The following is a 22,393-nucleotide window of genomic DNA, read 5'->3' as shown; positions in this document are numbered from 1 at the left end:
CTGTGAAATACCAGCGTTCTGTTAACGACTCTCAGAACTTCACGGCCGCGCCACCACGAACCGTGTTCAGGTTTACCTTGTGTCCGTCGAAATCGTTGAACTGAACGTACTGGTACTCGCCACGAACCAGAATGTTCTCCGTGACAGCGAACTCCAATCCGCCTCCGAGGGCCAATCCGCCGACCGTTTTGATCGTGGTTTTGCCTATGGTGTAGGGCGCATTGGGAGCGGTCTGAACTTGGCCGTACGGGGATGAATAATTTCCGGGATAGGCAGGATTGAAGCTCGCGTAATCATGCCTGACGACGTAGGCGGGTGCTGTCGCGGTCAAGTTGGACGCATAGGTCTGAGAGTTGTAGCCGTAGTTTTGTACGGCGACCGTATCGGTGATAGCAGCACGGCCAATCGCGAGCCCGGCCGTTACGAAGGGCAGGAACCTCCCGAATGCCCAGCCACCGCGGGCACGGATGGTTCCGTAATCCTCGATCTTCGTGGACGAAAGGCCCATCAAGTTAACGACCTCGGTCATGCCGCCGGTGGTCGTCATGATACGACTGATACCGTTGCTGACTTGGCCTGCTCTGTTGAAGCGCGTGTAGTCGGCCTCGATGCCAACTACGACTTCGTCGAACTGATAGTTGAAGCCGGCAAAGGCCCCGTAGCTTGCTCCGTCTATGCGGGCCGAAGGCGCGGTAAGGAAGGACGAAACACTGAATTGGCTCTCGATGTCGCGCACCCTGAACTCTTCGGCGAGCATCTTCTGGAACACGTTGTTCTGATTGAGGGATGTCGACGTGTATCCGCCGTGCCCGCCGAAATAGACGCCGTTCCAATCGATAACTTGAACCTCGGGTTCGTAATCAGCGCCGCGAAGAACCCCATAATCTAGGTCTGCGCCCTGCGCCGGGGCAACGACGCCGAGCGTAAAGCTAGCCATGAGCGCAAGGGTTACGGTACGCATTGATATCGTCCTCAGGGCGTCAGGCCGATGGTTTGGGGGGCCGAGCCTGTAAGTTTAGTTTTACTTGGGTAACCTTAATAATCCGTTGAACTACGCTTCCGAGAAAATACCTTCGGCCTACCGAAGCAGCGCAGCCCTCTCCTTGAGGGTCACTCGTAGGGATTTTGGGACGAAGTCACGCTGGTGAGCCCGGGGAGACGACCTAAGCCGCTAGCGAAGCTGTAGCGTAGGCCAACCCGAACCTCGTGCGAGGCGAGGTCTTTCAAACGCGAATCAAAACCAAAGGTGTCGCGCCCCGTCTTTGCGCGACCAAGATCGACGTAACGGTAGCTGGTGTCGAGGCTCAGGCCACCGCCGATCTCGTAGGCAACGCCGCCCGTCAACGACCAGGCCATTGACATCACCGAACGGCTCGGCCGACGCACCACGTCGCGCAAACCGGTCCCGGGATTGTTGTCACAGAATTCGAGAATACAGGTCGTCTGAGTGTAGGCCTTGGCAAAGTGCTTGTCCGCAATACCAATGCCACCGCCGATATAGGGCGTCAGGCCCCACCAGGTTCCAAGGTCAGCGTAGACGTTCACCAGCCCCGTGAGAATGTCGAGTTGACCCGACTCGATATTGTAGCCGGTGACGAACCCAGAGCCCGAAGAATAGGCGCTGTAGCGCGAGGGGGTCCGTTGATCGATCGTTGCGTCGACGCGAAGCCAATCGGTGATGCGGTAGCCGACGCCACCGCCGTAGCCAGGGGCCGTGTCGAGATTCAGACGTGTGAGGGGAACCAGCGGGCTTCCATCAGACGGAGCCGACGTTGCATCACGTGGGCGCGCATAGTCGCTGACCGTCGCGTCGACTCGGAGGTACCACCCCTCTCCGATGGCGACGGGCGCGGATGTCGGCGGCAGCAATCGGAGATCCGCCGCCTGAACGATCGCCACCTGCCCTTGCGCGGCAAGCATGAATCCGAAAGCCGTGACGGTGCGAAATCTGAATGCGGCCATGACGGTCTCGAACACTGGAGGACGCGACGCGGTCGAAGGTTCTATCTGTGCACCTTGGATCAACGTCGAGAGCAGTCTGCACTTGAACCGTTAGTGAGGACTTAACCCTAACATATTGAGCTGCCAGGAATTTCGGCGCTTTTGCTGGTGTTCGAAAACGAAAAAAGGCCGGGCGCGGTATTCCACGCGGCCGGCCATTTGGTTCATATTCGTGCAGCGACGCGATCCCTGACCCTCCCGGAAAGGATGCTTTCAGTACTTGCGAACCAGGGGTGTCGGTTCAGGCTGATACTCGGCGACCGCCGGTGCGACAATCCCTCCGAGGAGCCAGCGCATGCCGATTCGAACGTCGTGGGAGGTGACCTCCTTGACCTTGTAGATCGCGCCACCGCAATCCTGGTTGATGCAGTTGACGACCCCAGAGCGCACGTCGCCCAAATTGAGGTAGCGATAGCCGAGTTCCAGCTTCAAGTTGGGCGTTACGCTGTAGGCGAGGCCGGCCATGGCTGCCCAGGCCAGGGTGTTCGAGTGCTTGTCCTTTGCGAATCCATATCCACCGCTTGCGGTACCGAAGCCGCGGTCGTTGAATCCGGAGAATTCATGGAAGGCAGTGCCGACACCGCCGCCAATGAAGGGCGTCACGCCATACCAGGTGCCGAGATCGATGTAGCCGTTCGCCATGACGACCACCGAGGCGAGATTGGCTTGGTACGCGTTAACTCCGCGGCAGTCAGCCAAGAGGCAATCCGCTCCGTAGCTGTCCTGGAAGGTCAGTTTGCCGCCGCCACGATACTCGGCCGTGACATCGCCGTGGAAGTAGGAGCCGAACTGATAGCCAACACCGCCACCAGCGAAGAACTGGCTCTCGATGGCCTTCTGATCGTAGCGGTATCCGTCCGGAAGGGATCCCTTCAGGACCGTAGTCGAAATGGCGCCCACGCTTGCCGCGCCGACACCGACGTCGCCGCGCAGGTACCAGCCACCGCCGATTTCGACGGGCGGGGGCAGCGGTTCGGGCGGCAGGGGCGGAAGCAGATCCGCCGCTTGGGCGAGGCAGGGCGCTGCCACGCTCGCAAAGAGCGTGATCGAGCGCGCCAAGGCAGACAGCTTGGTGCGGCGCATCGGATGTCCTTCAATCGACCGTGTGCCGGAAGCCTGGAGCGCCGGCGGGATGACGAGAGCATCATGGAGTCCAAGCGTTAAATCCGATTTAACGTTAAATCTTATCCTTGCGGAAGAGTTGACGGTCAGCACACAACGCTAGGTCCGTGTCGAGCAAGGCTTGCCCTCTCGCTTCAAGAAGAAGCTCAGATCTCAACGGAAATACTGCACGTGCCCAGCACACCAGAGGATGTTCGCCGCTTGGCTGGATCTCTCCCGGAAGTGACCGAGGGGGCCCACAACGGGCACCCCGATTTCCGGATTCTGGGACGGATCTTCGCGACGCTGTGGGTCGAAGAGGAGCGACTGGTCCTGCGCCTGTCGCACGCGCAGCAGGTCGAGTGGATTGAGGCCGAGCCGAATCTCTTCGAGGCCGTGGACGGTGCTTGGGGCCGGCGCGGGTGGACCAGTCTCACCCTCTGGGAGGCGGATGAGGACAGGCTTACCGCGGCTCTCCTGGCCGCTTGGCGTGAAGTCGCTCCCGCAGCTTACGACCAGCTCTGACGTTTCGACATGAAAGGGATCCCAACCGATCGCCCTATGACGCGGCGGGACGGATGCGCTGAAGCCGAAGACTTCGTACCGTCCCGTCCCGGGCAAACTGGTGCGTGTTTTTACGCTGCGGCTTTGGCAACAGCCTCGACCACATCATCCACCACCTCCGTCACCAGGTGCCGGTCGTCTCCTTCAGCCATCACGCGGATCACCGTCTCGGTGCCCGACGGGCGGATCACCAAGCGGCCGGAATTGCCAAGTCGTTCACGCGCCTGGGCAATTGCCGTGACGACAGAGTCTGCATCCAGCGGTTGGCCAGACCGGTAGCGCACGTTCTTGAGGATTTGTGGCAAGGGATCGAAGCAGTGGCAGACCTCGCTGACTGGCCGCTCTTGACGCTTCACCACACTCAGCAGCTGAAGAGCCGCTACGAGGCCATCGCCCGTGGTGGCATAATCCGACATGATGATATGCCCGGATTGCTCGCCACCCAGATTGTAGCCGTGTTCCCGCATATGCTCGAGCACGTAGCGATCCCCTACAGCGGTACGTGCCAAGTTGAGACCGATACCCCCCAGGAAGCGCTCAAGGCCCAGGTTCGACATGATCGTGGCGACCAACCCAGGCTGCGTCAGGCGGTCATCCTCCTTCCATGACCGCGCGACCACGGCCATCAGCTGATCGCCGTCAACAGACTGGCCCTTCTCATCAATGATGAGCACGCGGTCGGCGTCTCCATCGAGGGCAATACCGATATCAGCGCGAAGCTCCCGAACTTTGGCCGCAAGCGCGGCAGGCGCAGTCGATCCGACATCGCGATTGATATTGAATCCGTCGGGCTCCACGCCGATGGCGATCACCTCGGCGCCCAACTCCCAGAGGGTTTCAGGTGCCACCCGGTAGGCGGCACCGTTCGCGCAATCCACGACGATGCGCAGGCCGTCGAGGGTGACGTTCCGCGGCAGGGAGCGCTTGGCAAATTCGATGTAGCGGGCGTGCACGCTCTCGATTCGCTTGGCACGTCCAAGATCTCGCGAGCCTGCCAGACGCTTATGCAACTCGCCGTCGATCAGCGCCTCGATCTCACGCTCCACATCGTCGCTGAGTTTGAAGCCATCGGGTCCAAACAGCTTGATGCCATTGTCTTCGAAAGGATTGTGAGAGGCCGAAATCATCACACCGATATCAGCGCGCATCGATCGGGTGAGCATCGCCACGGCCGGCGTTGGCATCGGCCCGAGTTGCAGCACATCCATGCCCATTGATGTGAAGCCCGCAATCAGGGCCGTTTCGATCATGTAGCCCGAAAGACGCGTATCCTTGCCGATCACGACGCGGTGGCGGTAATCGCCGCGCTGGAAAATGAGGCCTGCCGCTTGACCGACCTTTAGGGCAAGTTCCGGTGTGATGACGCCGTTGGCCCGTCCCCGGATACCATCGGTACCAAAATACTTGCGCGACATGCTCTTCGCGTCCTGTTTGCTGTTCTCGGTGTAGGGGAACTGAGTCTGCCTCAAGACGCAATCCTCTGGCTTACCGCTGGTGATGATGCTTCGGCATTAGGTCCACCCCGGGGACTGAAAATCCCGTTGCCGGATCCCGCTCGGGAGGACCAAACCTCCCATACCGTTAAGGAGGGCCTAGATACGAACGAGCCCGCCGGTGGCGGGCTCGTGACGTTAGTTGAAGAAGGCTGCAGCCTGATGGCTCAAGCCTGAGGCTGAGGCTCCAGTCCGTCACTCCCACGCGGACGACCACGACCGGCGGACGGAACAGATGATCCGCGCAGTGTCGTCGGTCCATCGCCCGCATCACGGATTGGAGGTTTGCCAGCAATGAGGTTCTTGATCTCGTCGCCGGACAGCGTTTCATACTCCAAGAGGCCCTGCGCCAACGCCTCCAGGTCATCCTTGTGATTACCCAGGATGCGGCGCGCTTCTTCGAGGCCCGTTTCCACAAGGCGGCGAACTTCCGCATCGATCTTCTGAGCGGTCGACTCCGAAACCGTCTGCTGACGGCCCATCGACATCCCCAGGAAGACCTCGTCGTTGTTCTCTCCGTAGGCAACGGTCCCGAGTTCCGGTGAGAAGCCCCAACGGGTGACCATCATGCGGGCAAGACGTGTCGCCTGCTCGATGTCCGATTGAGCACCCGAGGTCACCTTGTCGGCACCGAAAGTCATCTCCTCGGCGATGCGTCCACCCATCATGATCGCAAGCCGCGAGGTCATCTGCTCGTAAGACATCGACAACTTGTCACGTTCGGGAAGCTGCATGACCATGCCGAGAGCCCGTCCACGCGGGATAATCGTCGCCTTGTGCACGGGATCCGTGGCCGGGACATTGAAGGCAACAATCGCGTGACCGCCTTCATGATAAGCAGTGAGCCGCTTCTCGTCCTCAGTCATGACCAGGGTGCGCCGCTCGGCGCCCATCATCACCTTGTCCTTGGCATCCTCGAACTCGTGCATCGTGACAATTCGTTTGCCGCGGCGGGCCGCCAGCAAGGCCGACTCGTTGACGAGGTTCATCAGATCGGCGCCGGAGAAGCCCGGGGTGCCGCGCGCGATGACCTTGAGATCGACGTCCGGTGCCAGGGGCACCTTACGGACGTGAACGCGCAAGATACGCTCCCGACCGACGACATCAGGGTTCGGCACCATGATCTGGCGGTCGAACCGACCCGGACGCAGCAGAGCGGGATCAAGGACGTCGGGACGGTTCGTGGCGGCGATGATGATCACACCTTCATTCGCCTCGAACCCGTCCATTTCAACGAGGAGCTGGTTCAGCGTCTGCTCACGCTCATCGTTACCGCCGCCAAGACCCGCGCCGCGATGCCGGCCAACAGCGTCGATCTCATCGATAAAGATGATGCAAGGGGCATTCTTCTTCGCCTGTTCGAACATGTCGCGCACGCGAGAAGCACCGACACCGACGAACATCTCGACGAAGTCCGAGCCGGAAATGGTGAAGAAGGGCACGTTGGCTTCACCAGCGACCGCCCGGGCAATCAAGGTCTTACCCGTGCCCGGAGGGCCGACGAGAAGCACGCCGCGCGGGATACGACCGCCCAAACGCTGAAACTTCTGAGGGTCACGCAGGAATTCCACGATTTCCTGCAGGTCCTCCTTGGCTTCCTCGACGCCAGCAACGTCATCGAAACTCACGCGACCCGAAGCCTCGGTGAGGAGCTTAGCCTTCGACTTGCCGAAACCCATTGCGCGTCCTGCCCCGGACTGCATCTGGCGGGAAAGAAAAATCCAGGCGCCGATGAACACGAGGATCGGTAACCAACTGACGAGCAACTGGATGAACCAGGGCGTGTTGTCCGACGGAGGACGCGCAGTGATCTGAACGCCCTTGCTTTGCAGCTTGGACACCAGGCTCGGGTCATTGGGAGCATAGGAGGTGAAGTTGCCGCCGCCGACATAGGTGCCGCTGACATCCTGCCCTGAGATCACAACCGTCTGAATCTTGCCGGAATCGGCATCGTTCAAAAGCTGGCTGTAGGCGATCTCGGAACCGCCACCACGATGACCCGGGTTCTGGAACAGGGTCACGAGGGCAAGCACGAGCAGGAAGATGACGACCCACAAGGCGAAATTGCGGAAATTCGGGTTCATCGATCTATCCCTGGAGGCATCGGGGCCCACCACGCGAATTGGGGCGGGTCGCTCCTGACGCTCCCCGCCAATGTAGGCAGCGAGTCACCCCTTGCCAAGTCGAAGGGGAGGCCGTGCCATGGGCATGCCGCCGCGGCAAGGCTGCATCCAATGGGAAGGTTACGAAGATTTCTTCCCCCGGCGCGGCGGTGCCGATGTCAGGACCAAATCCGCTGCCAGCGTCACTTCGAACAAGATCCCGCGCAGAGTCCTGCGTATCGGAGTGCGCGCATGAAGCGCGGGTCGAAGGTCGTCGAGAACAAGGGCTTCGAGCCGCTCCAGCCGTTCCGGCCCACCCGGGTTCATCTGCTCTGCGGCGAGACTGGTGAGACGAAGAAGCACGGCGTCCGGCAGCGAGCACAGATGTCGACCATCCAGACGGATGCCAGGGCGGAGCTCTGGCCTCCGTGCCACCGCGAATGCGATCTGCGCCGCTTCCGTCAGTGCGGCATCGTCACGTGCGCAGCGCGCTGCTAGGCGGCAGAGCCGATCCGTACTCAGCCCTTCGCGGGTGAGGCCCGGAAGGAGCCGGCGGAGGCGAGCCCGGGCGAAGCGGTCGTCGTCGTTGGAACGATCGCGTACGAAGGCGAACCCCTGGCGCTCGCAATAATCCACGAGTTGGGCCTTCGCGATCGTCAGGAAAGGCCGTACCAGCTTGATGGACGGTGTGAGAGAGCGCTCGGTGCGCATACCCGCAAGGCCTGCGGGCCCGCTTCCCGCCAGCAGACGCATCAGAACCGTCTCGGCCTGATCGTCACGGGTGTGTCCAGTGAGCACGAGTTTGGCACCGACGATTTCGGCATGGGTCGCGAGGAGGGCGTAACGCGCCACACGGGCGGCTTCCTGAAGACCCCGCGACGGTTTCGGTCCGGTCCAGCTCAAGGTTCGGTGCGGAAGGCCGAGCGTCTCAGCGAGAGCCGCGACCGCTGCGGCTTCCGCGCTCGCTTCGCGCCGTAGGCCGTGATCGATCGTGGCGACGTGGACGGTTGCCGCAGACTTTACAGCCACGGCCGCGGCCATCAGCGCAGTCGAATCGGGACCACCGGACACCGCAAGGAGAACCGTCTCGCGCGACAGGTAGGCTCGGAGCGCGTTCTCGACCCCGTCGACCGCCTTGGTCAAGCAGCGCAGCGTGCGCGCTTCTGTTCACGCGTCACGCCCTGACGGACGCTGGCGCTGGCGGAAGGAAATTTACGCTCTAATTCGGCAAGGGTCGCACAGGCTTGCTCGCGGGCGCCGAGCGCGTTCAACGAGGCCCCGAGCTTCAACATGGCATCCGGCGCCTGCGCCGAACGGGCATAGTCCGTCGAGACCTTCAGAAACTGCTCAGCCGCCTCGCGATTGCGGTTGCGCTGCAGGTAGCTCTCGCCGAGCCAGTAGGTTGCCGATGGCACCAGCGCGTCGCGCGGATGAGACTGAATGAATTGGCGTAGGCTCATCTCGGCCTGCTCGTACTGGCGCTGAAGGATGTAGGCGTAGGCTGCCTCGTAATCCCCGCGTGCATCGCCTGACCCCGTGGCAGCGACGCTGCCAGCCCGGGGCGGATTCGGAAGGGCACCGGTGGTCGGAACGCGGGCGGGTGGTGAGAGGTCGACGGGGCCGCCGAGACCAGGTGGCGTCAGGCCGGGCTCTTCGTCGTCCGCCTCCACGACTGTCGGAGGCACATTGCGTGTCCGGGGCGCTTCGGCCACCGCCCCGCTCGGCGTTGTGGTGCCCAACTGCATCGGCGCGCCCGGCAGGCCGGGATTGTGCTCGGGATCGAAGGCATCACTGCGCTTCTGCGGCTTGGCCGAAGCCGGATTGGTACCGGACGGGGCGCCGCTGCGGCCTCCCTTCGCTTCCTGCAGGCGGAACTCCACATCTTCCTGAAATTTGCGGAGTTGCTCCTTCAGCTGGCGATTCTCGTATTGCAGCGTCTCGATCTGCCCGGCGGTCTGGCGCGACTGGTTCTCCAGCCGGTTGAGCCGGACGACGAAGTCCGAGGCGTCCTGTGCCATCGCGGGAGCCGACATCCCACAGAGGATTGATCCCATGACGACGCCGGCTGCGGTGCCGAGGCGGGTCGCGAAGAGGAGGCGGGCAAGCATGGCGGTCGTTACCGGTGATCGGGGGGCAGAAGTGCGCTCGCGAGGATCGCGGTCCGCCGATAGCAAATGCTGTCCCACGCGGCAAAAATGCGGCCATGCCAAACTGCGGCGCATCGTTTTGGATGCGGGATCCCGGGCGAGCATCTGTCCCGAGATCCCGACATAGCCTGGGTCAGGAGCCGGCGCCACGGTCGAGAACGGTAACGGCGCGGCGATTCTGCGACCAGCACGAGATGTCGTTGCAAACGGCCACCGGACGCTCTTTACCGTAGGAAACAGTGCGGATCCGTCCGGTCGCGATCCCGCGCGAGGCGAGATAGTCCTTCACCGACTGCGCGCGGCGCTCTCCGAGCGAGAAGTTGTACTCACGAGTGCCGCGCTCGTCGGCATGACCCTCGATCAGGAAGGTGTAGCGCGGATAGCGCTGCAGCCAGGTGGCCTGCTTGTCCAGGGTGGCGATGGCGGTGGGGGTCAGGTCGGTGGAATCGGACTCGAAGAACACCCGATCGCCGATGTTCACCACGAAGTCCTGAGCACTTCCGGGTGTGTTTGCGCCGCCGTTCATGCCACCGCCGGCGCCGAACCCGGAAGCATCGGCCAAATCCTTATCGTTGGTGCAGGCGGCGACGCTGAGGGCGGCGCAGAGGGCGGCCGCCAGCGGAAACACGCGGAAGCGCGCAATCATGGGCATGATCCTGTTCTCCTCGGGCACAGCCGCCGGGTTCCTGTCAATCAGGCTGGCAACGTCGCCTCATGTGCCCCCCTCGGGGACTCACTGTCGGTTCTAATGTGGTCTCGGTTAAGCGAAGGTTCCGTCAACCTTGAAGCGATCTTTCCGAAATCGGCCAAGGTCTCTTGTAACGCAGTCGTCACGCCAGCCGGCTCCTGATCACTCCGGCGATGGCTTCGGTGAAACGAGATCCGGAATCGTCCCCGATTGCGGCGGCGGCGCGACGCTGACGTCGAAGCATGCATGGGCGTCCCATCCGTGACCGGATGGCAACATGCCGTAACCCGAGGGCTTCAGGATTGGATTCGGATGGCCCGGATCGCCGTCACCGCGGCTTCGGCCGATTTCCGGACCGCTGCGAGAGGCTCGGCAAGGTCGGCTCCCTCCAGGCAAGCCCGCTCCATCTGCGAGCAGCGCTGGGAAAGATCAAAGAAGCCGAGTGATCCGCTCGCGGAAAGCAGAATGTGGGCATCCTGCCCGAGGATGATGCGTTCCGAGGCCGGCGCCAGAAGCCGTCGGCCGATCTCGGTCCTTAAGCGATCAAGCAGATCCATTAAGCGGGCCCGGCCGAAGATGTCCTCCAACTCCTTGAGCGTGCGGGGCTCGTAGATCGACCCCGCCTGCACAACGGGCGCATCGGGGGCTGCGGACGTCCCGGCCTCGTGGGTCGAATGGTCCGGCATCTTGTTTTCCAGACTAGGTCAGGGGCTTGACTTCGCCGAACCGTCGCTTCTGTTGATCGGCAATTAACCACTAGCGGACTAAGCCGGCTGTGCAAAGAGTTGGTGCGATTCATGCGTCGGCGTCAGATCCTCGTCGTCGAGGACAATTACCTGCTTCTTGAGATGCTGACCGCTCTGTGCCAGCGGAACGGCATCGCCGTGGTTTCGGTGTCCAGCGGAGAGGCGGCAGTGGCTGCGATCCGGCAGGCCACTGCGGCAGAAGATAGAGCAGACGGTGCTTTCGCGCTCCTGCTTACCGATATCAACCTGCCAGGCCTCATTGACGGCTGGTCCGTCGCCCAAGCTTTCCGCATGCTCAATCCGAACGGACCGGTCATCTATTCGTCGACCGGGGGATGCAACGATCGCCGTGCCGTGCCGGACAGCGTTTTCCTGGCCAAGCCCTTTCGGATCCAGGATGTGGTTGATCTGGCCAACTCGATGATGCGTGAACCCGCCGCCGGATCGGAGTCGCTGATCCTACGCGCGATAGGCTGAGGGAGGAGCGCGCTCAGGCCTTGAACAATGACCGCACGGCAGGGTTTGCCCGCCAGCCCTCGACTCGGATGCACCCGAGAGACTCCGGTGCATGGCGCCGGTAGATCGCGAAGCTTGCCGCGATGAAGCCCGGTAGGTCGTAAAGTTTCGGGTCGCCCCGGCGGGCCCGGTCCTTGAACAGCATCGTACCCGTCAGGCCATAATGCGCGGCGAGGTCCGGGTAGAGGGGCCAGACCACGTCGGCGGCAAGGGTATCCGGGAGGTAATCCTCAACTCGGGCTGAAAGGGGCCGCAGGCCCGCTTCTACGGCGAGTCGCCGGGCAATATCGGCCAGAACGAACAACTTGGGATGGTTCAGGACGTGCATGAAGCAACCGCGTCGGGACCATCGGGCGAGTTCCGCCTCCAGCGGAAACATGATGTCGCGCGCGCTACCCAGGAGTTCCGCTGCGGCCACGTTCCAGGCTTCATAGAAGCCGAGCCGCGTATAGATCGAATCCCGGAACAGTTCTGCGGTCTCCTCCGGTTTCAGGCCTTCCAAATAGGCGCACAGGACGATGGCAGAGTGATAGGGACCTGTGGGCGAGGCGATGAGGCGCGATGCGGAGAGCGCCCCGACATCACCCACGAGGACCATGTCAGGTTGGTAGCCTGGGAATAGTATGGTCGGATACAGGCTCAAGCGAGGATCGTCTTCGCCGAGAGCATGGACGTTTCCGCCCTCGACGAAACCCTGGGGGAAGAACTGCGTGAAGACGTGATCGAAGGGAGCGAGATAGCCCTTGAGGCGATCCAGAGTGCCATGCCGTTTGCCGAGGCCGTCGAAGGGGACGAGGTGGACCTGCGCGCTGGGGAGCAGAAGTCGCAGGGATTGGGCGATACCCTCGGCCTGGCAGTTGCCGAGGACGGCGATCCGCGGTCCGTCCCGCACCGGGCCAGGGTCGATCCGGGGCCCGCGCCATGCTCCCGCCCAGGATCGCCACGATGAACCCGGACGTGTGAGGGAGGCAGCCAGGGCCGCGAAAGAGTCCGAGACCATTGTCTTGGTGAACGTGCGCGGCAATGGCCTGAGCGATCGGATGGAGATGCCGCCGTGGTAGTGAACCCTTACGCCGATCTACCGGCCGAGCGATTCTGGCGCAAGGTCGTGGCAGGCGTGGCGCCCTTCGCCCTGGCGCCCGCCCCGAGCAGCCGCTTCACCATCGGCCCTGAAGCTCGGGTGGCGACCGCCGGCTCGTGTTTCGCCCAGCACGTCGCCCGCGCCCTGACACGGGCAGGGTTCGGGCATTATCTCACGGAGGTAGGGCCCGACGGTATGGCACCCGAAGCCGCCGCCGACCGGCAATATGGGATCTACTCGGCCCGCTACGGCAACATCTACACCGCCCGCCAGCTTCTGCAGCTCTTCGACCGTGCCTGGGGCACCTACGCTCCTGCCCTGTCGACGTGGACGCGTCCGGATGGTCGCTTGGTTGATCCGTTTCGCCCTGGAATCGAGCCGGCCGGCTTCGCCGATGCGGCCGAAGTGGAAGCCGATCGCCGGAGGCATCTTGCGGCGGTACGGGTCATGTTCGAAAGCCTCGACGTCTTCGTATTCACCTTAGGCCTGACGGAGGGTTGGATGCATCGCGCGGATGGCGCGATGCTCCCGGTAGCGCCAGGGGTCATCGGCGGTAGCTTCGACCCGGACGCCTACGCCTTCGTGAATGCGCGGGTGGGTGATGTGCGGGACGACATGCTGACTTTCCTGGAGCGGCTGTTCGCGGTCAATCCAGCCGCTCGGGTGATTCTCACGGTCTCGCCAGTGCCCCTGATCGCGACCTACGCGGACCAGCACGTGCTGGTCTCCAACACCTACAGCAAGGCCGCTCTGCGGGCGGCGGCCGAAGAGATCGCCGCCGCTGAGCCGCGCGCCGTCTACTTTCCCGCGTACGAGATCGTGACGAGTACCGCCAATGCGGGGCGTTACTACGAGGACGACCTGCGGTCGGTTACGCCCAGCGCGGTCGCCCACGTGATGCGGGTGTTCCTCGACGCCTTCACTGCCCGGGCGAAAGCGCCGATCCTGACTCAGCCCCTCGGCAGCGAGTATCGACGCGCGGCCAGCGTGATCTGCGACGAGGAGGCGATCGAGCGAAGTCTGGCGTGAGCGCCTATTGAAGATGCCGCGCGTAGGTGTCGCCCGCTGCCCGCTTCAATTCGGCGCCGGCCTCGCGTCCGATCTCGGCGGCGTCCGCCACCGCGCCGGAGCGCTGGACGGCCCAGTGGGCGCTGCCGTCGGGCAGGAACAGCAGGCCGTCGAGGTTGAGCGTGTCGCCGCTGATCCGCGCCAGGGCGGCGATCGGGGTCCGGCAGGAGCCGTCGAGCTCGGCCAGGAGACCGCGTTCGGCCGCGAGTTCGGCGGTGGCGGTGGCGGAGACCAGGGGGCCCAGGAGCGCGCGCACGTCCGCGTCGGCTTCGCGGCACTCGATCCCGAGGGCGCCCTGCGCCACGGCCGGGAGCATCTCGCCGACGTCGAGCACGCTGCGGGCCATGTCGGCCATGCCGAGGCGCTCCAGGCCGCAGAGCGCCAGGAGGGTGGCGTCGCAGGTCCCCTCCTCCAGCTTGCGCATGCGCGTGTTGGCGTTCCCGCGCAGGGGGACGATCCGCAGGTCCGGCCGGCGCATCAACACCTGCGCGGCCCGGCGCAGGGACGAGGTGCCGATCCGGGACCCCGACGGGAGCTCGGCGAAGCCGGAAGCTCGCGGCGACAGGAAGGCGTCACGGGGGTCGTCCCGCTCGAGGATGCAGGCGATCACGAGCCCGTCGGGCAGCCACGTCTCCACGTCCTTCATCGAGTGGACGGCGACATCGACGACGTCGGCATAGAGCGCCTGCTCGAGCTCCTTGGTGAACAGCCCCTTGCCTCCGATCTCGGAGAGCGGGCGGTCGAGGATGCGATCCGCCACGGTGTTGACCACCACGATCTCGGTCTCGAGACCCGGATTGGCCGCGACGATCTTGTCCCGGACCACTCCGGTCTGGGCCAGGGCCATCGGACTTCCGCGCGTTCCGATGCGGAGGGGGCGTTGGATCATGGGCGAGGATCGCTCGGTGGTAGGGAGAGTCCGGCGCCCGGGGACCGGGCCGGTTCGGCCTGCTGAACCTAGGTACGCAGTCCGTGCGCCGATGTCACCGGGAGCGCGTTCGATCGTCCTCCGGCCGCTAAGTATTCCGAAACCACGCGCGTAGGTCGCGCCTCCCGCGCCCGGCGATCTTAGGCCAAGCTTATCGCTCTCGGCGTGTATCTCGTGCGACGAGGATGTCACGAGCCAGGTCGGCGGACGCTCACCGATGAAGCGCAGCAAGCTTGAAGCCTATTACGAGCAGGAGTTCGGTCCGCGCGACGACGAATCGGAGGACCGCCCGCCTCGGCGTCCGTCCGGTCGGGATCGTGCGCCGGCCCGTCCCCGCCGGCAGCGCGGCGGTTTCGGCTTCTTCCGCCTGCTGAAGGTCACCCTGATGCTCGGCCCTATGACGATCCTGCTGGCCGCGAGCCTGCTGATGGATTGCCAGGGGAGCGCCCGCGGGTCCTGGGTCCCCGACCTCCTGCGCAGCACCGCCTGCGCCCGCCGCGACCTGGCCGGCCGGATGCTCCATCTCGACAGCGACCTGCGAACGGTCGCGAGCGGCCTGCGGTAGCGCGGCGTGATGGGAACGGATCATCGCGATCGCGGCGGGAGGTCATGGTGACGCTCGGAGCTCGGACGATGCCCCTGGAGACGCGCGCCGGGCCGGCGCGGGACGATCCCGAGGCCGAGGCGGCGATGCCGGCGCAGGCCGGGGTCCGTCAGGCGATCATCCGTGAGGGTCTGCGCACGCCCCGGACGGTGCGCCGCTTCCGGGATGTCGAAGGCGAAGCGGAGCCGGAGGTCCGGTCGTTCGCCCTGGGCTGGGCGCCGTCCCTCCTGCTCAACCTCATCCTGCTCACCGCGCCCTTCGCCCTGGTGATCGCGCTCCCGCCCGTCCTGGCCTGCCGCGAGCGCGCCGCGCAGTTCGGTTTCTTCGCCGGCGAGACCCTGTCGGGATGCGCCGCGCGCGGTGTCCGCGCGCGGATCGGCCGGCTCGACGACCGCATCAAGATGCTGGTGCGCGGTTCCGGCTCCTGACGCGTCCCTTAGAAGGCCTGGAGGGCCAGTTCGGTGTGCTCGACGCTCGGCGGGGCCTCGAAGCAGGGCGAGACCATGGCCCGGTAGTCCTTCCAGGCCTGGGAGCCGGTGAAGTCCACGGTGTGGTTCTCCAGGGTCTCCCACTCGATGTGCAGGCGGTAGCGCTGCGGCTTCTCGATGGAGCGGCGGACGGCGAAGCTGCGGCAGCCCTTGGCGGCCTTGAAGATCACCGAGGCCTTGGCGATGCCGGCCTCGAACTCGGCCTCCATCCCGGGCTTGACGTCGATCTGCGCGATTTCGAGGATCATCGGGGGTCTCCGGCCGTAGGGTTCGAGGGGGATCAGCGGAAAGGGAATTCGCGAAAGGGACTCAGCGAAGGGGGCGGCCGAGGGCCTGGGCGAGCAGGCGCTGCGGGCTGCGCTCGGGGCGGGCCTGGTCGGCCACCGCGAGGTAGGCGGTCTGCTCCAGCATGTACTGGCCGCCCATGGCGCCGTGCATCACCAGGTCCGAGAAGGTCACCCAGGTCTGGCCGGGGGAGAAGTGCACGTCCGCCTGGGGCGCCGTCTCCTGGTAGGCCATGTCCTGCTTCAGGGCGTCGTGCAGGTGCAGCATGAGGTGGTCGTACTCGCTGCGCCGCGCCTTGGTGATCTTCAGGAGCGCCAGGATCCGGGCCGAGAGCGGCGAGTAGCCGGGCAGGCGCGGCAGGAATTTCTGCGCCATCGACGGGAAGTCCTCGCCGACGCGCCAGTGACGCGGCTGCCCGTTGGGATTGATGTTGCGGAAGATGCGCAGGATGCGCTTCTCGCCGATCGGGTTCGACGGGAAGGCGTCCACGTGCAGGCGGGTGTCGTCGCGCCGCCAGCTCAGCTTGCGCTGGTCGACCTCGAAGGGGCGATAGGAGGTGCCCGCGAAAGAGACCTTGCCGGCATAGGCCGGCAGGTGCTCGGCCAGCAGCGTCTCGGCGAAGCGGCGGTAGCGGATCAGGACCTGGCGCAGGGCCTCCTGCTCCTCCGGCGTGCCGGCCGCGCCCCGGAGGGTGGCCTCCGGTCCGCGGATATTGACGTTCTTGGCCTTGCCGTCGGCGAAGGGGCGCTCGACGAAGCGCTCCTCGAAGCGGCTCAAGGGAAAGTCCAGATCGGGGAACATCAGGACCGCGCCGCCCTCGAGGGCATCCACCAGGGACGGCGTGCCGGGGGGCGGCCCCGCGCGTGAGACGGATACGATCGGGCTGATCATCGGGCGGGGATCCTCGAAAACCGCGGCAGGACCGGCGGTTTAGCCGAACGACACGCCGCTGACCACGGGCGCGGCGGCCCGTCAGAGGCCCCCTGCCCGCCCCGGACCGGGTCGGTCCGGGCGGATAGCGGTGGATGACGGTGCTTGCCTGTTGTCACGATGCCCGAACCAGCCCAACCCTGACGGCCTGTCCGGAGCAACCCTGGCGTTTCGGTCGCGTTGATGGAGCAGTCGCGGTTCCGACCTCACGGAACCCTGCGGCGATGAGGATGCCGACCATGGCGACGTTGAAGGAATTCGAGGAGTCCCTGCGCGAGCACGGCATGCACATGGCGCTCGCCCTGCTGGAGCGCCTGCGCGAGCGGGACCGGGCGACGCGGACGATCAAGCCGGCCCGGCGCCTGACCGGCCAGAAGATGACCCCGGAGCTTGCCCGCGCGATCCTCGACCTGCACGCCTCCACCGGCATGACCCAGCAGGAGATCGCCTTCAAGGTCGGCGTGAACCAGGGCCGGGTCAACGAGGTGATCAAGCGCGGCAAGTGGCTCGACGATGATCCCCATGCCCCGGAGGCGATCGCCCGCGACAAGGCGAAAGCCCGTCTCAGGGCCGATCCGCCGGCCGAGCGCCCGGCCGCACGCCGGACCGTGGGCAAGCCTGCGGCCAAGCGCGCCAAGGGCAATCCGGCCGCGCGGCGTCCGAGCCCGCAGGGACAGTTGATCTTCGGCGACCTGTGAGCGCACGCAGCGGCCGAGGCGCCTGAGGCATGGGGCGCGCCGCGTCCCGCGTCGGGATCGACCGGTCGCCGAGCGCGTTGGCCCGCCATGCCGATCCGCATTGCCCGCGCCGCCCTCGTCCTTGCCCTCTGCACCGCACCGGCGCACGCGCAGCGGGCCTCAACGACAGCCATGTCCTGCGGCCAGGCCAAGACGCTGGTGGACCGCCGGGGCGGCCTCGTCCTCGGAACCGGGGGGCAGACCTATGACCGCTTCGTGCGCGACCGCAGCTTCTGCGAGGTCACCGAGATCACGATCCCGGCCTTCGTGCCGGCGCAGGATACGCCGCGCTGCTTCATCGGCTATCGCTGCAAGGAGCCGAGCCGCGACGATGGATTCGACGGCGACTTCTGAGCCGACCGTCCGTCCGGGCACGCGGTCTCCGGATCGGAAGACGCTTTCGGATCGAAAGACGTCTCCGGACAGAAAGAGGCTTCTGGACAGAAAAACGCCCCGGCCGTGCGGCCGGGGCGCTCCGAACGTCCTTACGCGCCGATCAGGCGGCCTGCTGCACCGAACCCTCGATCACCGGGGCCCGCGGGGTGCGGCCGGTGGCGATCTGGATCTGACGGGGCTTCTTCGCCTCCGGAATCTCGCGGACGAGATCGATGTGGAGGAGGCCGTTCTCCAGGGCGGCACCCGTCACCTGGACGTAGTCGGCCAGCTGGAACCGACGCTCGAAGGCGCGGGCCGCGATGCCCTGGTGCAGGAATTCCGCCGGCTTGGCGGGATCGGACTTCCGCTCGCCCTTCAGGGTGAGCGCGTTCTCCTTGACCTCGATCGCGAGATCGGAGTCGGTGAAGCCGGCCACCGCCACCGTGATCCGGTAGGCGTTCTCGCCGGTGCGCTCGATGTTGTAGGGCGGATAGGTCGGGGCCGCGTCGGCACTCACGAGCTGGTCGAGGGCCGAGAAGAGGCGGTCGAAACCGACGGTGGAGCGATAGAGGGGAGCAAGGTCGAACTGACGCATCACATATTCTCCGTAAGAAGCAACATGCTGGTTTCAGGTCCGCCCGAGGGCCAGACCAGTCGCACCGCCGTATTGGCCAGTGCTCCCGTGATATCGGCGCTGGGTTTCAGCCTCGCAAGAGCCTGAGCCGGTGCCTCGGCCAAAAAATTTGGTTCCTTCCTCTACCTGAGACTTCGTCGATGCTGACTCTGCGCTCCACCCCCGACAATCCCGTTCCGCCGGGCGGTGCCCTCAAGGCGGTGCGCACCGACGACGGCATCGAGTTGCGCGCCGCCCATTGGCGCCCGACCACCCGCCTGGTGAAGGGAACCGTCTGCCTCCTCCAGGGCCGGGCCGAATTCATCGAGAAGTACTACGAGACCATCGCCGATCTGCGCGGGCGGGGCTTCGCCGTCGTCGCCTTCGACTGGCGGGGCCAGGGCGAGTCGCAGCGACAGGTCGACGATCCGCATCGGGGCCACGTCGCGGATTTCGACGATTACCGTCTCGACCTGAAGGCGATCGAGGATGCCATCCTGCATCCCCTGATGCCGCATCCGCATCTTGCCCTCGCGCACTCGATGGGCGGGGCCGTCGCCCTGACCGGGGCCCATGACGGCTGGCTGCCGTTCCGGCGCGTCGTCATGGTGGCGCCCATGCTGTCGATCCGCATGGTGCGTTGGCCCGCCGGGGCGGCCCTCCTCGCCGCTGCCCTGCACGCGATCGGCTGGGGCCGGCGCTACATTCCCTTCGGCTCGGCGGTCTCGATCGCGACGAAGCCCTATCCGGGCAATCGCCTGTGCCGCGATCCGAAGCGCTATGCCCGCAACGCGGCGGCCGCCCGGGATGTCGGGGCCGGCGCCGTCGGCGATCCGAGCATCGCCTGGCTCGCGAGCGCCTTCCGGGCGATGAAGCGCCTCGCCGATCCGCGCGTGCCGGGCCGGATCTCGGTGCCGACGCTCATCGTCGCGGCGGGCGCCGACCCCGTCTGCGGTACCCGCACCACCGAGCGTTTCGCCCGCGGCCTGCGCGCCGGGCACATCCTGGTGCTGCCCGATGCCCGGCACGAGATCCTGTCGGAGCGCGACAGCATCCGTCAGGACTTCTGGGCCGCCTTCGACGCCTTCATGCCCGGCTCCGACACGACCCAGCCGACCAACGCACGCGTTCGGCAGGAGGCGTAACCTGAGGGGTCAAGAGGAGGCGTGCGCGTCAGGGACGTCTGGCGGTACCCGATGCGGGAGACCTGTGCCGCGGGGGCTGCTTTCGACCCAATTACGTCGTAGCCGACACTTGGAGTGGCTCTTGAAAGCGGACGGTCCGCTGGAGGGCGAAAAAACCTGACATCCGCTGCGTCCGATCCTCCGGCTCATGGCTAGCGCTCTTGATGTCGCCTTCGCGGCAGATGGAGAACGCCATGCGACTGAGCCTTATCGCCGTTACCCTGCTGGCTGGGACCTGTTTTGGAACCGCCGCGCGTGCCGAGATCGTTGCGGCACTCGTCGGCGATGCCACGCTGGCGCATGTCGACACGGCCGCGAAGAAGGTCACGAAGACGGTGACGATCACCGGGATCGGCGGCAGCGTCCTCGGCATCGACGTGCGGCCTGCCGACGGCATGCTCTACGCCGTGATCTCGGATGGCAGCGTCGTCACGATCGATCCGGTGTCCGGTAAGGCGACGGCCAAGTCGAAGCTCGATACGATGCTAGCCGCCGGCACCGCGGCAACGGTCGACTTCAATCCCGTCGCCGACCGCCTGCGCATCATCGGTTCGGACGGCACCAACCTTCGCGCCAATGTCGATGACGGCAAGGTCACGAAGGACGGCCAGCTCAAGTTTGCCGAGACCGACAGCATGAAGGGCAAGACCCCGAAGGTGACGGCTGGCGCCTACACCAATGCCTTCAAGGGCACGAAGGAGACGGCCCTGTTCGACATCGAGTCCTCCGGCGCGCTGCTGAAGCAGGCTCCGCCGAATGACGGCATCCTGAACACCGTCGGCATGCTCGGCATGTCGGGCGAGGCCGTGGCTTTCGACATCCTGTCCGATGGCCAGGGTGGCAACCAGGCCTGGGCCATGGCCGGCGACACGCTCTACAAGGTGGATCTCGCGACCGGGAAGGGCGACATGGCCGCCAAGATCACCGGCGTGTCCGGCAAGGTCCGTGACATCGCCATTCTGCCCAAGATGTAGCATCGCTCCTCCACTGCAGGACCGGCCAGGCGGCCGGTCCTTCCAATCGCCGGAAGGGTCATGGAGCCGTTCGATCACGCCTCCGCGTTGGAAGGCTGCGCCCGTGGGGATCCTGCGTCGCTGCGGCGTCTCTACGACCAGGAGGCCGGATTCCTGCTCGCCGTCGCGCTCAGGATCGTGCGGCGGCGTGATGTTGCGGCCGACGTCCTGCACGATGCCATGATGGACATCTGGGAGCGCGCCGGCACCTTCGACCGCAGCCGCGGCGCGGGCCGTGCATGGATCACCAGCATCGTGCGACACCGCGCGCTCAAACACATCCGGGTCGTCGGTCGGGAGACGGACCTCGACGCGGCCGCGGCGACAGAGATCGCGGACGACGCGCCCGATCCGTTTGCCATCCTGGCGACATTGCAGGACGGGAGACGCCTCCATGGTTGCCTTGCGCAGCTTGGCGCCGAAAGGCGGGCGGTGATCCTGCTCGCCTATGTCGATGGACTGTCGCAGTCCGAGATCGCCGAGCGATTGGGGACACCGCTCGGGACCGTGAAGGCATGGGTCCGCCGCAGCCTCATCGCCTTGAAGGATTGCCTGTCATGATCCCGAGCCAGCCGGAAGACCGCGACGTCCTGGCGGGCGAATACGTCCTCGGCCTGCTCGATTGCGCAGCCCTGGCGGAGGTCGAGCGGGCACTGGGTTCGGATGCGGATCTGGCCCGCCGCATCGCCTTCTGGGAGGAGCGGCTGCTGCCGGCCTCCGCGGCCGTCGGGAAGGCCGATGTCGATCCGGCGCAATGGGCGCGGATCGAGCAAGCCCTCGTGACGCGCCGGCAGGCGCTCGGCCCGACCGCGGCGCTCGCCCTCACACGGCCGCGAGGCGGGATGTTGCGGGCGGCGTGGCGGAGCCCTGCGCTGTGGCGGGCCACCACGGGGCTCGCCACGGCCGCTGCGATCGTTCTGGCGATCCTGCCGAGCCGCGTCCCGGTGCCGGCCGAGAGCCCGACGCGGTTCTACGCGATCCTGCAGAGCCGCGACGCCTCCGGGCAGGAGAGCGGACCGGGATGGCTCATCCAAGTTGCCCAGAACGGCACCGTGCGGTCCCTGCCGCTGGCTGACGTGCAGCCGGGAAGCGGGCGCGCGTTGCAGCTTTGGACCCTGTGGGATCAGGCGCGCGGTCCGGTCTCCCTCGGCGTGCTGCCCCCGGGCGGAGCGATCCGTCTGCCGCCGGAGCGGCTGGAAGCCATCGGCGACGGGCAGCTTTTCGAGATCACGCTGGAGCCCGAGGCGGGCTCGCCCATCGGTCGCCCGACGGGCCGGATCCTGTTCATCGGCCGCGCGAAAGGGGCGGCAACGCAGGCCCTGTAACGGGGCGATCGCAGTCTTCGAAGGACTTCAGTCGCGTTCGAGACGCGCTGCGACAACTCTGGGCCGTCGTTTCCGTCACATTCCGATCAGAAGCGAACCATCGCAAAGTCACCCGATCCGATCCTATGGCGGACGGCCCCGTCCCGACCCGAACCAATCGTTGTCGGTTCTTCTAAAATGGCTCCAGAGCAGACAGTTTCAGGCGTTGGGAGACCGAGAATAAAAACTCGCTTCGACTGCTCTGTAAGAAGCGAGCCGCGGAGCTTCAAGCGTGCCGGCTAACGTGGTGGAGGTGCGTTAAAATTACCCGAGCAGGTACCCACCCCGAAGTTCCGACGATTGATCGCTGTCTGTCACCCCGCGTCAGGCTTACGACAGATAAAAGCCGTTGGACCTGACTTTGT

Annotated in this window: 25 protein-coding genes; 11 read left to right on the top strand and 14 right to left on the bottom strand. The window is 65.3% G+C overall.

Annotation, left to right across the window (positions count from 1 at the left end; translation table 11 throughout):
- Positions 1–31 precede the first annotated feature (31 nt).
- From ASF58_RS08415 to ASF58_RS08405, 3 genes are all read right to left on the bottom strand, one after another.
- A complete protein-coding gene (locus tag ASF58_RS08415; RefSeq protein ID WP_055950283.1) occupies positions 32–961 on the bottom strand; it encodes an outer membrane beta-barrel protein in 930 nt (309 codons plus the stop codon).
- A 149-nt stretch (positions 962–1,110) separates the two neighbouring features.
- Entirely contained in the window at positions 1,111–1,962 is an 852-nt protein-coding gene (locus ASF58_RS08410) for an outer membrane beta-barrel protein (protein WP_055950280.1), read from the bottom strand.
- A 252-nt stretch (positions 1,963–2,214) separates the two neighbouring features.
- Positions 2,215–3,084 (bottom strand): outer membrane beta-barrel protein, encoded by an 870-nt coding sequence (locus ASF58_RS08405; protein ID WP_055950278.1) that lies wholly within the window; start codon positions 3,082–3,084, stop codon positions 2,215–2,217.
- A 240-nt stretch (positions 3,085–3,324) separates the two neighbouring features.
- Here ASF58_RS08405 and ASF58_RS08400 point away from each other — a divergent pair, with 240 nt between their 5' ends.
- Positions 3,325–3,627 carry an MmcQ/YjbR family DNA-binding protein gene (locus tag ASF58_RS08400; RefSeq protein WP_244477234.1) on the top strand — a complete coding sequence of 101 codons (303 nt, stop codon included), beginning with the start codon at positions 3,325–3,327 and terminating at the stop codon, positions 3,625–3,627.
- Positions 3,628–3,737: 110 nt separating this feature from the next.
- Here ASF58_RS08400 and glmM read toward each other — a convergent pair whose 3' ends face one another.
- The 6 genes from glmM to ASF58_RS08370 form a co-directional block, all read right to left on the bottom strand.
- Positions 3,738–5,081 carry a phosphoglucosamine mutase gene (glmM, locus tag ASF58_RS08395; protein WP_055950434.1) on the bottom strand — a complete coding sequence of 448 codons (1,344 nt, stop codon included), beginning with the start codon at positions 5,079–5,081 and terminating at the stop codon, positions 3,738–3,740.
- Between the two features lie 245 nt (positions 5,082–5,326).
- A complete protein-coding gene (ftsH, locus tag ASF58_RS08390) occupies positions 5,327–7,243 on the bottom strand; it encodes an ATP-dependent zinc metalloprotease FtsH (protein WP_055950272.1) in 1,917 nt (638 codons plus the stop codon).
- Between the two features lie 159 nt (positions 7,244–7,402).
- On the bottom strand, positions 7,403–8,404 hold the full coding sequence (gene tilS, locus ASF58_RS08385; RefSeq protein WP_055950269.1) for a tRNA lysidine(34) synthetase TilS: 1,002 nt from the start codon (positions 8,402–8,404) through the stop codon (positions 7,403–7,405).
- Positions 8,401–9,369, bottom strand: a complete 969-nt coding sequence (gene ybgF / locus ASF58_RS08380) for a tol-pal system protein YbgF (RefSeq protein ID WP_055950266.1) — start codon at positions 9,367–9,369, stop codon at positions 8,401–8,403. The genes tilS and ybgF overlap by 4 nt, the downstream gene beginning before the upstream one ends.
- A gap of 172 nt (positions 9,370–9,541) precedes the next feature.
- A complete protein-coding gene (pal, locus tag ASF58_RS08375; RefSeq protein WP_055950431.1) occupies positions 9,542–10,060 on the bottom strand; it encodes a peptidoglycan-associated lipoprotein Pal in 519 nt (172 codons plus the stop codon).
- 332 nt (positions 10,061–10,392) lie between these two features.
- Positions 10,393–10,725, bottom strand: a complete 333-nt coding sequence (locus ASF58_RS08370) for an Hpt domain-containing protein (RefSeq protein ID WP_244477233.1) — start codon at positions 10,723–10,725, stop codon at positions 10,393–10,395.
- 168 nt (positions 10,726–10,893) lie between these two features.
- Between ASF58_RS08370 and ASF58_RS08365 the strand changes: the two genes are divergently transcribed.
- Positions 10,894–11,319 carry a response regulator gene (locus ASF58_RS08365; protein WP_055950260.1) on the top strand — a complete coding sequence of 142 codons (426 nt, stop codon included), beginning with the start codon at positions 10,894–10,896 and terminating at the stop codon, positions 11,317–11,319.
- Positions 11,320–11,332: 13 nt separating this feature from the next.
- On the opposite strand, the gene ASF58_RS08360 is transcribed toward ASF58_RS08365, so the two are convergent.
- Positions 11,333–12,250: a WcbI family polysaccharide biosynthesis putative acetyltransferase gene (locus ASF58_RS08360; protein WP_244477232.1), complete on the bottom strand. Its 918-nt coding sequence runs from the start codon at positions 12,248–12,250 to the stop codon at positions 11,333–11,335.
- 168 nt (positions 12,251–12,418) lie between these two features.
- On the opposite strand from ASF58_RS08360, the gene ASF58_RS08355 reads away from it, so the two are divergent.
- Entirely contained in the window at positions 12,419–13,468 is a 1,050-nt protein-coding gene (locus ASF58_RS08355; RefSeq protein ID WP_082512931.1) for a GSCFA domain-containing protein, read from the top strand.
- A gap of 4 nt (positions 13,469–13,472) precedes the next feature.
- Here ASF58_RS08355 and hemC read toward each other — a convergent pair whose 3' ends face one another.
- On the bottom strand, positions 13,473–14,396 hold the full coding sequence (gene hemC / locus ASF58_RS08350) for a hydroxymethylbilane synthase (RefSeq protein WP_055950255.1): 924 nt from the start codon (positions 14,394–14,396) through the stop codon (positions 13,473–13,475).
- Positions 14,397–14,652: 256 nt separating this feature from the next.
- On the opposite strand from hemC, the gene ASF58_RS08345 reads away from it, so the two are divergent.
- Both ASF58_RS08345 and ASF58_RS08340 read left to right on the top strand, forming a co-directional pair.
- A complete protein-coding gene (locus ASF58_RS08345) occupies positions 14,653–15,000 on the top strand; it encodes a hypothetical protein (protein WP_055950251.1) in 348 nt (115 codons plus the stop codon).
- A 68-nt stretch (positions 15,001–15,068) separates the two neighbouring features.
- The gene (locus ASF58_RS08340; protein ID WP_055950248.1) at positions 15,069–15,467 is read left to right on the top strand and encodes a hypothetical protein; all 399 of its coding nucleotides are present in this window, start codon (positions 15,069–15,071) and stop codon (positions 15,465–15,467) included.
- 8 nt (positions 15,468–15,475) lie between these two features.
- Here ASF58_RS08340 and ASF58_RS08335 read toward each other — a convergent pair whose 3' ends face one another.
- A complete protein-coding gene (locus ASF58_RS08335; RefSeq protein ID WP_055950246.1) occupies positions 15,476–15,775 on the bottom strand; it encodes an antibiotic biosynthesis monooxygenase family protein in 300 nt (99 codons plus the stop codon).
- A 61-nt stretch (positions 15,776–15,836) separates the two neighbouring features.
- Positions 15,837–16,703 (bottom strand): Kdo hydroxylase family protein, encoded by an 867-nt coding sequence (locus tag ASF58_RS08330; protein WP_055950243.1) that lies wholly within the window; start codon positions 16,701–16,703, stop codon positions 15,837–15,839.
- 278 nt (positions 16,704–16,981) lie between these two features.
- On the opposite strand from ASF58_RS08330, the gene ASF58_RS08325 reads away from it, so the two are divergent.
- A complete protein-coding gene (locus tag ASF58_RS08325) occupies positions 16,982–17,440 on the top strand; it encodes a hypothetical protein (RefSeq protein ID WP_055950240.1) in 459 nt (152 codons plus the stop codon).
- 87 nt (positions 17,441–17,527) lie between these two features.
- Positions 17,528–17,833, top strand: coding sequence for a hypothetical protein (locus tag ASF58_RS08320; protein ID WP_055950237.1), 306 nt, complete (start codon positions 17,528–17,530; stop codon positions 17,831–17,833).
- 142 nt (positions 17,834–17,975) lie between these two features.
- Here ASF58_RS08320 and ASF58_RS08315 read toward each other — a convergent pair whose 3' ends face one another.
- Positions 17,976–18,449 (bottom strand): Hsp20 family protein, encoded by a 474-nt coding sequence (locus ASF58_RS08315; protein WP_055950233.1) that lies wholly within the window; start codon positions 18,447–18,449, stop codon positions 17,976–17,978.
- Positions 18,450–18,628: 179 nt separating this feature from the next.
- Here ASF58_RS08315 and ASF58_RS08310 point away from each other — a divergent pair, with 179 nt between their 5' ends.
- The 4 genes from ASF58_RS08310 (at position 18,629) to ASF58_RS08295 (ending at position 21,989) form a co-directional block, all read left to right on the top strand.
- Positions 18,629–19,612: an alpha/beta hydrolase gene (locus ASF58_RS08310; protein ID WP_055950230.1), complete on the top strand. Its 984-nt coding sequence runs from the start codon at positions 18,629–18,631 to the stop codon at positions 19,610–19,612.
- 233 nt (positions 19,613–19,845) lie between these two features.
- Positions 19,846–20,625 carry a DUF4394 domain-containing protein gene (locus tag ASF58_RS08305; protein ID WP_055950226.1) on the top strand — a complete coding sequence of 260 codons (780 nt, stop codon included), beginning with the start codon at positions 19,846–19,848 and terminating at the stop codon, positions 20,623–20,625.
- A 60-nt stretch (positions 20,626–20,685) separates the two neighbouring features.
- The gene (locus tag ASF58_RS08300; RefSeq protein ID WP_055950223.1) at positions 20,686–21,225 is read left to right on the top strand and encodes a sigma-70 family RNA polymerase sigma factor; all 540 of its coding nucleotides are present in this window, start codon (positions 20,686–20,688) and stop codon (positions 21,223–21,225) included.
- Positions 21,222–21,989: an anti-sigma factor gene (locus ASF58_RS08295; RefSeq protein ID WP_055950220.1), complete on the top strand. Its 768-nt coding sequence runs from the start codon at positions 21,222–21,224 to the stop codon at positions 21,987–21,989. Before ASF58_RS08300 ends, ASF58_RS08295 begins: the two co-directional genes overlap by 4 nt.
- Positions 21,990–22,393: the final 404 nt, after the last annotated feature.

This window comes from Methylobacterium sp. Leaf125 (assembly GCF_001423085.1).
GTDB lineage: Bacteria > Pseudomonadota > Alphaproteobacteria > Rhizobiales > Beijerinckiaceae > Methylobacterium.
This window is presented reverse-complemented; position numbering and strand designations above follow the sequence as displayed.